General features: G+C 40.2%; 14 protein-coding genes. 12 read left to right on the forward strand and 2 right to left on the reverse strand.

The annotated features are described in order from the left end of the window. Positions 1–262: 262 nt before the first annotated feature. Positions 263–1153, reverse strand: coding sequence for an Hsp33 family molecular chaperone HslO (gene hslO / locus QZ562_RS03015; RefSeq protein ID WP_293756745.1), 891 nt, complete (start codon positions 1151–1153; stop codon positions 263–265). Between the two features lie 25 nt (positions 1154–1178). Next, positions 1179–1577: a S4 domain-containing protein gene (locus QZ562_RS03020; protein WP_293756747.1), complete on the reverse strand. Its 399-nt coding sequence runs from the start codon at positions 1575–1577 to the stop codon at positions 1179–1181. 149 nt (positions 1578–1726) lie between these two features. Here QZ562_RS03020 and gspC point away from each other — a divergent pair, with 149 nt between their 5' ends. From gspC to QZ562_RS03080, 12 genes are all read left to right on the forward strand, one after another. Beyond that, on the forward strand, positions 1727–2665 hold the full coding sequence (gspC, locus tag QZ562_RS03025; protein ID WP_293756750.1) for a type II secretion system protein GspC: 939 nt from the start codon (positions 1727–1729) through the stop codon (positions 2663–2665). Continuing rightward, a complete protein-coding gene (gene gspD, locus QZ562_RS03030; RefSeq protein ID WP_293756753.1) occupies positions 2662–4716 on the forward strand; it encodes a type II secretion system secretin GspD in 2055 nt (684 codons plus the stop codon). The genes gspC and gspD overlap by 4 nt, the downstream gene beginning before the upstream one ends. Before the next feature lie 2 nt (positions 4717–4718). Next, positions 4719–6281: a type II secretion system ATPase GspE gene (gspE, locus tag QZ562_RS03035; RefSeq protein WP_293756756.1), complete on the forward strand. Its 1563-nt coding sequence runs from the start codon at positions 4719–4721 to the stop codon at positions 6279–6281. Then, complete coding sequence (gene gspF, locus QZ562_RS03040; RefSeq protein ID WP_293756759.1) at positions 6282–7502, forward strand: type II secretion system inner membrane protein GspF; 1221 nt, start codon at positions 6282–6284, stop codon at positions 7500–7502. It begins immediately after the preceding gene. Further along, positions 7502–7960 carry a type II secretion system major pseudopilin GspG gene (gene gspG, locus QZ562_RS03045; RefSeq protein WP_293756762.1) on the forward strand — a complete coding sequence of 153 codons (459 nt, stop codon included), beginning with the start codon at positions 7502–7504 and terminating at the stop codon, positions 7958–7960. The genes gspF and gspG overlap by 1 nt, the downstream gene beginning before the upstream one ends. Before the next feature lie 21 nt (positions 7961–7981). Then, positions 7982–8608 (forward strand): type II secretion system minor pseudopilin GspH, encoded by a 627-nt coding sequence (gene gspH / locus QZ562_RS03050; RefSeq protein ID WP_293756764.1) that lies wholly within the window; start codon positions 7982–7984, stop codon positions 8606–8608. Continuing rightward, positions 8598–9002, forward strand: a complete 405-nt coding sequence (gspI, locus tag QZ562_RS03055) for a type II secretion system minor pseudopilin GspI (protein ID WP_293756766.1) — start codon at positions 8598–8600, stop codon at positions 9000–9002. Before gspH ends, gspI begins: the two co-directional genes overlap by 11 nt. Then, positions 8999–9628 carry a type II secretion system minor pseudopilin GspJ gene (gene gspJ, locus QZ562_RS03060; protein ID WP_293756768.1) on the forward strand — a complete coding sequence of 210 codons (630 nt, stop codon included), beginning with the start codon at positions 8999–9001 and terminating at the stop codon, positions 9626–9628. Before gspI ends, gspJ begins: the two co-directional genes overlap by 4 nt. Beyond that, the gene (gspK, locus tag QZ562_RS03065) at positions 9628–10635 is read left to right on the forward strand and encodes a type II secretion system minor pseudopilin GspK (RefSeq protein WP_293756770.1); all 1008 of its coding nucleotides are present in this window, start codon (positions 9628–9630) and stop codon (positions 10633–10635) included. Before gspJ ends, gspK begins: the two co-directional genes overlap by 1 nt. Before the next feature lie 107 nt (positions 10636–10742). Beyond that, positions 10743–11951 (forward strand): type II secretion system protein GspL, encoded by a 1209-nt coding sequence (gspL, locus tag QZ562_RS03070; RefSeq protein ID WP_293756773.1) that lies wholly within the window; start codon positions 10743–10745, stop codon positions 11949–11951. A 1-nt stretch (position 11952) separates the two neighbouring features. Next, entirely contained in the window at positions 11953–12432 is a 480-nt protein-coding gene (locus tag QZ562_RS03075) for a type II secretion system protein M (RefSeq protein ID WP_293756776.1), read from the forward strand. Further along, a complete protein-coding gene (locus tag QZ562_RS03080) occupies positions 12429–13172 on the forward strand; it encodes a type II secretion system protein N (protein ID WP_293756779.1) in 744 nt (247 codons plus the stop codon). Before QZ562_RS03075 ends, QZ562_RS03080 begins: the two co-directional genes overlap by 4 nt. Positions 13173–13183: the final 11 nt, after the last annotated feature.

Below are 13183 nucleotides of genomic sequence, written 5' to 3' on the forward strand. Positions count from 1 at the left end.
TACGATGGCCAAGCCACGATAACTGACAGAAATAACATGATAAATTAGGCTTTAAGCTTTAGGCTTCATTTATTTGAAATAAACACTCAGCCTAATACCAATAAATACAATATTCCTTCGCAATTGTCATAATAAAATTTAAAATGCAGCTTGTGAAATTATCAAATACACGATTTTTTCAATAGACACCCAACTTTCCTTAATTATGCAGGTACTGGTCTAAACCCAAATTAAATTTTATCATCGATTGTTAAACATTTATTTATGCTCGTCCCGCTGAAATATTAAACGTTCCAGCATGAATACTTTCTACATCAATTGCATCAAAGCTAAATTCAGAGTGACAGTATTGGCAATTCATTTTTATAGCACCATCTTTAGCAACTATATCAAGTAACTCCACCTTACTCACTGCAGTCAGAGCCTTAGCGCTGCGGTCTTTGCTACAGCCACACTTAAATACAACGTTGGTTGCAGGGTATAATTCAAGTTCTTCTTGATGATATAGACGATGCAAAATATCTTCAGCCGCTAGCTCGAATAACTCTTCATCTTTAATGGTATCCGTCAAAGCACTCAAATGTTCGAAAGCTGTGTCAGCTTTATCTGTAGCTTGACTACTAGTAGGCAATACTTGTAAAAGCATGCCGCAAGCTTTAGCTTGTTTATCTATCAGTTGGGTCCGTAATATTACTTTTGTTGCTAGCTGTTCTGATTGTTGAAAATATCCTTCAATGCAACCCGCTAAGGTGGGTTTATCTAGCGCTACCATACCCTGGTAACGTTCACCTTTTTTAGGAGATATGGTGATCACCAGTACTCCTTTTTTGACCAACTCGCTAAATGTATTGGGCAAAAATTCAAGCTCCTCATCCCATCTTGCGACACCTCTTAACTGCTGATTGTGAGTACCATTGATAACGGCATAACTGAGCGGCCCTTCGCCTTGAATTTGAATAGCGATATCACCTTCAAACTTTAATGTCGCAGTCAGCAAACTGGCAGCAGCCATCAGCTCACCCAGAAGCTGTTGGATAACAGGTGGATAAGGATAGGAGTCTAAAATGGCCTGGAAACTTTTTTCCAAACGTACCATTTCACCCCTTACGTTGCCTTGGTTAAATAAATATCGATGAAGTTGGTCAAATACCATGTTGTCTACCTTGTTACCTTGAGTATTACTGATGTTTAAATTGAATAATTTGACGGCGTTGTTTTTTATCTGGACGACCGTCAGGTTTTGGGCTGTGAAAAGCGCTTAATCTTCGTGCTTCTGCATTACTTGCGCGAAGCGTTTCGCTAGCTAGAGTTTCCTCGTACATTAATTGCGCAAGTGGAGCACCTAGACGCTGTTCTTTTACTTGCAACACCACCACTTCTTTTAGGTCAAAACCTTGAGGTACTTTTATATTAGCCCCCAATTCTACTATTTTTCCAGCTTTACTGCGTTGCTCGTTATATTGTACTTTACCAGATTGCACAGCATCTCTAGCTATGGAACGGGTTTTATAAAAACGAGCCGCCCAAAGCCACTTATCTAAGCGTACACTTTTACTTTCAACAGGATTTTTTTGCATAAGCCTAACTCTTTGTTTGTAATTTTGTTTATAATTTTGTTAGCAAGAAAAATTGTATTTTTTTGTAACTAAGGTGGATTAATGTTGTCCCAGAAGCCCCGACTAGTTATCATTAACGTGCTAAGCTTTGAAACCCTTATCGAGAGACAATGACCGTCGTTAATCATACCGCTAATCATTTATGGCTCCAACTAGTCAAAAACCAACAAAAAATTAATTTGTTGGTAGTAGTAATGTTGGCTTTTTTTCTGCTTTCTTACGCTGCAGAACTCACCTGGCGTTTGTGGCCTCAACCTGATCCTAGTAGTAGTTTAGAAAATATTTCTATTAGCCAATCAGTTTCACCAGAAGATTCTAATAGCAGATTAAATCTTGCTGATATAAAGCGGCTCAATTTATTTGGTGATTTTGATGCTGCTCCGATGGAAGAGACAAAAGCGACAGATGCACCTGTTACACGATTAAATTTGACTTTAACGGGTGTCGTTGCCAGTTCTGTCAAAGATCAAGGAGCTGCAATAATTGAGAACCGAAACCAACAACAAACTTACGGAATTGGTGAAAAAATTGAAGGCACTAGCGTCTCACTAAAAGAGGTTTATGCCGACAGAGTCATCATTAAAAATGGCTCTTCTAATGAGACATTAATGTTAGATGGTGTCGATTACAATAAAAACACTAGCGAATTGAGTCAAACACCGGAAATGAGCATACAGTCTAGTAACCAAGACCTAGATCTTCGACAAACACTATCTAGCGATGCAATTCAAGCTAGTAGGGAATTACAAGACCAACCAGCCAGTTTCATCGATTATATTGCCGTATCTCCCCATCGACCTAATGGTGAATTAGTGGGATATCGCGTTAGCCCTGGTAAAAAGCCCACTTTATTCAAAGCGGCGGGGCTAAAGTCTGGTGATGTAATCACTGATATAAATGGCTTAGATTTAACCGATATGCAGCAAGCCTTAGAAGCTATGAATATGCTCAAAGAACTGCAATCTTTGCAAATGTCTGTACAACGCGAAGATGAGCTTATTACTATTTACCTTGATCTGCCCCAAGGGGAAGAGGAACCAGAAATATGATGTTTATACGCAATCGCTCCAATGTATTACAAGGATTATTCCTAACTATTGGTAGTGCTTTTTTTGCTGTCTCAAGCCTAGTGGCTGCAGCGGACTACTCTCCGAATTTTAAAAACACTGAAATCAGTGAATTCATCAATGTAGTGGGTAAAAATCTTAAGAAGACCATCATAGTTGATCCTAATGTTCGAGGTAAAATAACTGTACGTAGTTATGATTTATTAAGCGAAGAGCAGTATTACCAGTTTTTTTTAAACGTGCTGCAAGTTTATGGCTATTCGGCAGTCACAATGTCCAGTGGTGTAGTTAAGGTAATACGATCCAAAGATGCCAAGTCTTCGAATATACCAGTGGTCGAAGGTAGTCCTTTTGATGGTGATGAGATGATCACTAGGGTTATGCCAGTATATAATGTACCTGTGCGAGAGCTTGCCCCACTATTACGCCAACTTAACGATACAGCCGGTGGTGGTAATGTAGTCAGCCACGATGCATCCAACGTAATGATGCTTACAGGTCGTGCTGCCGTGGTTAATCGGTTAGTTGAGATAATTGAACGTGTCGACAAAGCAGGCGACGAAGAAGTTGAAATTATTAAATTAAAATATGCTTCTGCCACCGAGCTAGTACGTATTATTGATAGTGTCAATAAATCTCAAGGCAAGTCGAACTCAGGTGGCAAATCGGATCCGAGAGTTGTGGCCGATGATAGAACGAATAGCATTATTGTCAGTGGTGACGTAAAGGCTCGTAAACGTTTGATTAATTTAGTTGAGCGAATGGACTCTGAATTAGAGACCAGTGGTAATACCCGAGTCATATTTTTAAATTACGCAAAATCAGAAGATTTAGTGAAAGTATTACAAGGTGTCAGTGCCAGTATCCAAGCAGAAGAAAAAGGGGCAACGAAAAGTCGTCAATCTTCTAGCCGTGAAGTCAGCATTGACTCTCACCAAGATTCAAACGCATTAGTCATAACGGCTGAACCAGATATGATGCGCTCGCTCGAAGAAGTAATACGTCAGCTAGATGTGCGCCGCGCGCAAGTGTTAGTAGAAGCTATTATTGTAGAAGTATTTGAAGGTGATGGCACCACATTAGGTGTGCAATGGGCCAATGAAAGAGGTGGTGGTACACAATTTAATAATGGTGTAGTAGGCATAGGTTCGCTCGCCGTTGGTGTTAATCAAGCACAAGACAAAGTACTTGTAGATTCCATTACTACTACTTCTAATGGTGATACGGTCGTCGTACCTACTGAAAAATCTCAACTCGGTGATTTGTCTAGCTTAGCTTCTTTGCTTGGTGGCGTTAATGGCCTTTTACTTGGTGGCGTAAAAGATGGCTGGGGCGCTGTACTTCAGGCAGTCAGTACTGATACTAATTCGAATCTTCTCGCTACTCCTCACCTTACTACTATGGATAATGAGGAAGCCTTTTTTATAGTGGGTCAAGAAGTGCCCATTATTACTGGTTCAACAACAGGTTCAAGTAACTCTAATCCTTTTCAGTCCGTCGACCGTCAAGAAGTAGGCATAAAGTTAAAGGTGACCCCACAAATTAATGAGGGTGACGCGGTGCAACTGCTGATTGAGCAAGAAGTGTCAAGCGTAAGCGGTGCAACGTCAGTTGATGTTATTATTAATAAACGTGAAATTAAAACCTCTGTCATCGTAGACGATGGCGGCACGATAGTATTGGGTGGATTAATCGATGATGCGGTACAAGAAAGTGTCTCTAAGGTTCCTATATTAGGAGATATCCCGATTCTGGGAAACTTATTTAAGTCAACATCGACTAGTGTAAGCAAGCGTAATTTAATGGTGTTTATTCGCCCCACCATTATACGTGATGGCGTAACCATGAATGAAATTAGTCATAAGAAGTATCAATATATTCGAGCACAACAATTGAAACGCCAAGCCGATGGCATTCCATTGATGCCAAATATTGAAGGGCCGACTTTACCAAAGTGGGATGACAAACTTAGCTTACCACCGTCATTTGAAGACTATATTATGAAAAAAGACCAAGATAAGGATAGCGACTAGTCATGCCAGCTGCCCACCTAAGCGCTGTGGATGCTGAAGAACAAGCATTGATAGAGTCAGGCACTGATCTAGATATGCCTGTTGACGAGCCCGAGCACAAACAATTGGCTTTTAGCTTCGCTAAACGTCATCAAGTATTACTGGATACAGGCGAAAAACCGGCTATTTTGTATCATACACAAGATACTAAATTTCATGTGTTTGCTGAAGTTAGACGTTTTTTAGGTGCTGAATTTAGACTTAAAGAAATTGAATTTGATAAGTTTGAGTCCCTTTTAACCAATGCTTTCCAACGTGATTCATCCGCAGCTAAGCAGTTAATGGAAGACATAGGCAATGAAAGTGATTTATTTAGTCTCGCAGAAGATTTACCCAACACCGAAGACTTATTAGAAAGCGAAGATGACGCACCCATTATCAAGCTCATCAACGCCATGTTGGGGGAAGCTATCAAGGAAGGCGCGTCAGATATTCATATCGAAACCTTCGAAACCCAGCTTTTAGTGCGTTTTAGAGTAGACGGGGTGTTACGTGAAATTTTACGTCCAAACCGTAAAATGGCCTCGATGTTGGTATCCCGCATCAAAGTGATGTCTAAAATGGACATCGCCGAAAAACGTGTGCCTCAGGATGGCCGTATTACCTTGCGTATTGCAGGTAGAGCAGTTGACGTGAGGGTATCTACCATGCCTTCCAGCCATGGCGAACGTGTAGTATTACGTTTACTTGATAAAAATAACGTACGCCTAAATTTGCAAGACTTAGGCATGACCAAAACCAATCGTGGTTTCTTTTCTACATTAGTGCATAAACCTCACGGTATTATCTTAGTCACAGGCCCAACAGGTTCAGGTAAATCGACAACCTTGTATGCGGGCCTAAGTGAAATTAATTCAAAAGACCGCAATATTTTAACGGTTGAAGATCCGATTGAATTTGACTTGCAGGGCATCGGTCAGACACAGGTTAATACTAAGGTCGATATGACTTTTGCACGTGGGCTGAGGGCGATATTACGTCAAGATCCTGATGTCGTCATGGTCGGTGAAATTCGTGATTTAGAAACGGCAAAAATCAGTGTGCAAGCCAGTTTGACTGGTCACTTAGTGATGTCAACTTTACACACCAACACTGCAGCAGGTGCCATCACCCGCTTGGAAGATATGGGCATCGAACCTTTCTTATTATCTTCTAGTTTGTTGGCAGTTTTGTCCCAACGATTGGTTCGTACTTTATGCCCAGATTGTAAAACCCCACATATACCGAGCGAACAAGAATGTGTGGTGTTAGGTATAAAAATAGCCAATATATCTAATCACTCTACTTACTCACCCAAGGGCTGCGCTGCTTGTAATCAAACTGGTTACAGAGGCAGAACGGGTATTCATGAGTTATTAGTGGTCGACGAGGGCATACGAGAACTGATCCATACTGGCCATGGTGAGCAAGCGATTGAAAAGTATATTCGACAAAACACACCAAGTATTCGTGATGATGGCTGTGGCAAAGTATTGTTAGGTATTACCTCACTTGAAGAAGTGTTGCGAGTGACAAAGGAAGATTAAATGGCTGCTTATGCATATCAAGCCATGGACAAAAGTGGCAAAAACAAAAATGGTGTTCTAGAGGGCGATAACCCAAGGCAAATACGTCAACAATTGCGCGAAAAAGGGCTAATACCCATGCAAGTTGACCAAGTAGCTGAAAAAGAGCGTAAGTCACAAGCCGGATTCAATGTATTTAAAAATACCATTTCAGTTTCAGATTTATCGCTTCTGACTCGTCAGCTATCAACGCTGGTTGAAGCTTCATTGCCTATCGAAGAGGCCTTGTTTGCGGTTGCAGAACAATGCGAAAAATCGCGCCAAAAAAATATGATGATGGCAGTACGTAGCAAGGTAGTTGAAGGTCACACATTAGCTGACGCCATGGCCGAATTCCCCCATATATTTGATGATTTGTTTCGCGCTATGGTAGCCGCAGGTGAAAAATCTGGTCACCTTGATACAGTACTGAATCGCCTAGCTGATTACACCGAAAAGCGTCAACAGACTAAGAGTCAAATAACACAGGCCATGGTTTATCCTAGCATTATGATGTTTTTTGCATTCGCTATAATCATATTACTGTTGACCGTTGTAGTACCCAAAATTGTTGGTCAGTTTCAGAATATGGGCCAAGATCTTCCTACAATCACTCAGATATTGATTGATGTCAGTGAATTTTTACAAGCCTATGGATTAGCGCTAGGCATTTTGATAGTGATAGTGTTTGTCATAATTAATCGCGTGTTGCAAAAGCCTGTCATGAAAAAACGTTATCATAAACTGATTCTCGTTTTACCTCTTGTTGGTAAATTATCACGGGGTATGAACACCGCAAGATTTGCTCGCACATTAAGCATTTTAACTTCAAGCGCTGTACCACTGTTAGAAAGTATGCGTATTGCCAGTGAAGTACTTGAAAATTTACAGATAAGAGCAGCGGTCAATACTGCTGCAGGTTTTGTAAAAGAAGGCTCAAGTTTGCGAGCATCACTTGAACAAACAAAAGTGTTTCCACCGATGATGATGCATATGATCGCATCAGGTGAACGTAGTGGTGAATTACAACAAATGCTGGGTCGCGCAGCGGACAATCAAGACAGACAATTTGAGTCTTTAGTAGGCGTATCACTAAAAGTATTCGAACCAATTTTAATCGTGACTATGGCAACTGTTGTACTATTTATTGTACTAGCGATCCTACAACCTATTATGGCTTTAAACTCTATGGTGAATATCTAATGAAACGACATGATTCTACAAAAAAAAATAAGAGCAGAATTAAGGGATTCACCCTAATAGAAGTTATGGTGGTATTGCTTATAATCGGCATTATGGCTGGTATGATTGCACCACAAATTTTAGGTAGTCAGGAGGAAGCACAGTTAAAGACAGCTGCCATTGATATTCAAAGCCTAGAAAATGCATTGACTCAGTATAAACTTAGTAACAATGTATTTCCCACGTCAGAACAAGGTTTGGAAGCTTTGGTCAGTGAGCCTACAGTTGACCCCATACCGCGCAATTACAGAACAAACGGCTATATCACGCGTCTACCAAATGACCCTTGGAATAATCCATACCAGTTACTAAGTCCAGGTGAACTTGGTCAAATTGACATTTTTTCTAATGGCCCAGATGGGCAGCCAGGTACCGAAGATGACATTGGTAACTGGAATCTAAACGACTATTTGAACTAATTAGATTGATGACCCGTTAGAATGAAATCTCACCGCTCAACATTCTCTAAATGTACTGGTTTTACTCTACTTGAGGTGATGCTGGTATTACTTATTATGGGATTGGCGACAGGTGCAGTGGTACTCAGCTATAATGGCGAAAACGGTCGAGACATACTCAAAAAACAAACTCTACGTTTACAGGTGGTATTTAATATGGCCTCAGATTACGCCGTACTAAACCAAAGGCAGTTGGGTTTAAGAGTCGAAGATAACAACAACAGCTATTATTTTATGTACCTTGATGAAACTCAAGAATGGCAAAAGCTTGAATTCGATGACACCTTCGCTGAGCATCAACTACCAGAATTTTTCAGTTTGGAATTATTTTTAACAGGCCTACCTTGGGAGACTGATAACAACCTAATCAGCAGCGACATATTTGACGAAAAATTGACAGTGTCCAGAGATGGGGTAGAGATAGGGAACGAGGAGGAGAAAAAAATTAAACCTCCACAGATTTTTATTTTTTCTAGTGGCGAAATCACCCCGTTTTCTATGACATTAGCTTATGAACCAGAGTTTAGTAATGAACTACCCACTTATTTCCGAGTTAATGGACAAGATAGTATACCTCTAACGACCGAAGGGCCTTTAGATGCCCCCTAGAAACTTGAATAAAAAGAAATTCCAATTCGTGTCAGGCATGACATTGCTCGAAGTACTGGTTGCTCTGTTTATTTTCGCTTTGACAGGCACAGCTATTATGAAGGCTGCTAGCGACCATCTGACAGGTGTTGGACAAATTGAAGAAATTACATTTGCTACATGGGTTATCAATAATCGTCTTACTCAACTACACATTGATAACACTTGGCCAATCAAAAACAACTTAAAAGGCGAGCAAGAATTAGCTGGTCGAAGGTGGTATTGGCAACAAAGGGTAAATAAAACGAACGACTCAGACATGGTACAAGTAGAAGTTTCTGTTGGGCTAGACGACCAATATGAAGATACAGTGAGCTCCGCAAGCACCTTTATTGCTAAGCAAACTAAGTCATGAACCGCCAACTCAATAAGCAAAACTATGGTTTTACTTTGATAGAAATATTGGTTGCCATGGCAATCTTTACTGTGATTGGTTTGGCAAGCACTGGTGTACTTACATCGGTAATTAACAGTGACCAACTGTCTTCTGAACGTTTTGAAAGGTTAGAAGAGTTACAAAGAGCAATGCTGACCATAGAGCGTGATATTTTGCAGATCGTACCTCGTGCTGTGCGAATTAACGGAGACCCCGTGGATACCGTAATCTCTGGAGGTGAAGACGTATTTGACAGTGATGCAGATGGTCTTGGTTTTGTTCGCATTGGATGGCATAACCCACAGATGTTACTACCTCGTAGTTCCTTGCAAGCGGTTGGTTACCGTATACAAGAACAACAACTTCAACGTTTATACGGCAATTATGTAGATAACGTGATTGGCTACGAACCCAAAGTAAAAGTCTTATTATTTGGTATTGAAGATTTTCGAGTCAGCTTTTTAACAAAAGCTGAGCAGCTAGAAGAGCCAGAAGAATGGGATGAAGCCTATTCAAGTTCTACATTACCAATAGCAATATCCATTACCATAGTGAGTAAAACCTTTGGTGAAATTCGCCGCGAATTTATGCTGGCTAATGGCTGATGAATCAATCCAAGCAAAATCAACAAGGTGTTGCCTTAATAATAGTCTTGTTAATTGTGGCTATTGTTAGCGTGCTAGCCACAGAAATGGGCGGGCGTTTACAATTACAGATTAAGCGCGCATCTAACATAAAAGAAAATAATCAAGCTTACTGGTATGCGATGGGAGCTGAGCAGTACGCGCGAAAATCCATCAAACAACTAATGGATGAAGATGGTGAAGTCATTCATCTAGAACAACCGTGGAATCAAGAGTTTATCTATCCAATACAAGGTGGTGGCATACAAGCGCAACTAATCGATATGCAAAGCTGCTTTAACCTAAACGCTTTAAAGGTGACTCAACCATCCGTTAATAATAACATCCCTAATGCGAATAACAGTCTCACGTTAATCGAAAAAAAAACCGCTTTTGAACGCTTACTGAGAAGTATAGAACCTGAAATATCAAGCTATAATATCGATATTCTTCGCGACTCGTTAGTTGACTGGTTAGACGAAGACAACAACCCAACACAACTAGGTGCAGAAGATAGCGAATACGAAAGTCGTCAATTTCCATATGTCGCCGCTAATAATTTTATGGTTCATAAGTCAGAGTTACGAATGGTTAATGGTGTTGAAGTTCCTTGGCTAAGAGAATTACTGACACTGGTGTGTGTACTACCCAATGACAATTTATTTAAAATTAATGTAAACACTGTAAGCGAAAAAAATGCTGCTGTTATCTCAGCTGCTACTGGGCTGGATTTATCTGGAGCTAGATCAGTACTTGCCACTCGAGGTGAAAAAGGCTTTCAAACAACGCAAGAGTTTTTGAGCGAACCTAGTATTCAAGCTTTAACATTATCTGCTGAACAAAAAACATGGTTTGATGTAAAAACTTCACATTTTATTTTACACACTAAAACCAAGTACAATAATTCTACATTCGTTATGCAAAGCTTATTTAAAGTCGACGCCAGTAACAATGTCACCGTTATTAGGCGTGAATTTAGTGGTTCTTGATTAACTATTTTTTAATAAGCTGGTTTTTGACGGGCTTTTTTTAATGAAATGGCTTTTAACAAAGAAGCGTTTTTAAACCATAACAACCAAAAAGGTACAAAAACCTTATGGAACAGTTAGTAATACGCCTAGGTGCTAATCCAGATGAATCGATTCATTGGATTGTGTGGTCTAGCCAACAAAACGAAATCATTGCTTCTGGTGAGCTACCCGATGCAACACAATTAGCTACCTTGGCGGATAGGGCTGGTAGAAGACCAATCTGTGCCTTGGTGCCAACCAGTGATGTGTTGCTCAAGTGGGTTGAGTTGCCAGCTAAGGCTGGGCGTAAAGCCTTAGCTGCGATCCCATTTATCTTGGAAGAAGAAATAAGTGGCGATATTTCACAACAATTTTTTGCCCTCGGCCCCAAAGAAGGTAATAACCAAGCTGTAGCCATAGTAAACAAAGCAAAACTACAAAGTTGGTTGAAAATAATCGCAGACGCAGGTTTGACATGCGAGCAACTGATTCCTGATGTTTTAGCATTGCCATTAGTAGATAAGAGCGCATGGTCTGTCTTAGAACTGGGTCAACAAATGTTGGTTCGTAAAGACGAATGGGCAGGTTTACAGGGTGAGAGAGGCTGGCTAATACAAGCTATTAATCATATTGCGCGACAATATACTAAGCAAACAGCACAAACACCTTCGATAAATGATTATTCTGGTATGGATTTAGCTGATCTAAAGCACCTTGATATATCAGTGATGCCTCTTGAGTTACCGATGAAAGTGTTGGCTCAAGGAGTCGCATCAGCGAAATTCAACTTATTACAAGGTGAGTACAAAATTAACAATAAGGTCGCTGGCCAATGGAAAAAATGGCGATTAGCAGCGGTACTGGCTGTTGTTGCTTTGTTTACCAGTCTCATTGATAAAAGCCTAGAGCAGAATCAACTAGTTAACCAACTTACTTCTTTAAAATTACAGGTAAAAAGCGAGTATAAGCGGGCATTTCCTAATGCTGGTGCATATCGTGATCTCAGGACTACCATGGGTCGTCAAATGAAAGCCCTTGAGACAAGTGGTGGAGGCGCGTCGATGTTAATTATGCTGAGTCAGCTTAGACCTGCATTTGAAGAATCAGATGTCAGGCCGCAGACCATGCGTTTTGACAGTAGTCGTGCAGAGCTGCGTATTCAAGCAATCGCAAGTAATTACGACGCCTTAGACAAATTTAAACGCCAAGCAGAAGCCCAGGGGTTTACTGTTGAGCAAGGCTCTATCAACCAAAAAGATAATCAAGTAATCGGCACATTGTTGATAAGGAGTTAATATGGAAAAACTCAAAAGTATGTTTTTACAGCTAAGTGAACGTGAACAACGCTTAGTCACTATTTCAGCAATTTTGGTATTAGTAGCCATATTTTATTGGGGTATCTGGTCACCATTAAACACGTCACTAGATCGAGATAAAACAGCGGTTAAACATCAAACAGAATTACTGACTTGGGTACAAAAAAATGCTAATCGAGCGTTACAACTTCGTAGTGGTGGCGATAGTAAAACTTCGTTTTCAGGCTCTCTTACTCAAGTAGTGAGTCAATCTGCTAACCGTATGAAAATTGCTATATCAAGAATGCAGCCCCAGGGTGAAGAATTACAGGTATGGATAGACCAAGCACCCTTTAATGACGTATTGAGCTGGTTACAATCACTTGAAAAAACAGGCATAAGTATATTAGATATTGATATTGCAGAATCTGGTTTACCTGGGCAAGTTAAAATTCGTCGCTTAAAATTAGGAAAGTTATGAAGTCAGTGCTGAAATGGGGTTCACTATGCCTTGTTGTTTATTTTATATTTTTGATCGTTAAATTACCTGCAGTCCAAGTATTATCAAAAATTCAATTACCTGAAGGCATCAATATAAGCGTCATATCTGGCACTATTTGGAACGGTCATGCACAAAGAGCTCAAATAAATGGGTTACCTGTTAATGACATAAATTGGTCCCTGTCGTTTCTCCCTCTGTTACTAAAGGAAATCAGCGCTGATATCAAAGTAGGTAATTTACGCGATGTGGAACAAATCTCTGTTTCTGGTCACATTAGTTTTTCTGGGCAACGCTTTCAGTCAGAAGATTTGTTGGCTTATGTTCCCGCAAACTTAGCCATAAGCCTACTTCCTTTGCCTATTCCCATTCAAGCTGATGGACGTTTTAAAGTGCAATTAAACAAGGTGGATTACAAAGCAGGTTGCCAAACGTTTAGTGGCAATGGCCAATGGTTAAATGCAAATTTTACTGGTGTAACAGGCATTATAGAGTTAGGTAGTTTCGATGCAGATTTAAGTTGTGAAAATAACAGTATTATATTGAATGTTAAACAACCCAACAGATTTGGCTTAACCGCAAAAACCACAATTCCTGCTAATATGAAATTTACTATCGAGGGCCGCTTTAAACCTGAAGCTAGCTTACCCAGAGAAGTGCATCAAGCTGCACAGTTTTTTGGTAAAGCGGATGCCGATGGTTATTATCCGATTAAGTTTTAAACAGTTTATCC

The organism is uncultured Paraglaciecola sp., assembly GCF_913058035.1.
Classification (GTDB): Bacteria; Pseudomonadota; Gammaproteobacteria; order Enterobacterales; family Alteromonadaceae; genus Paraglaciecola.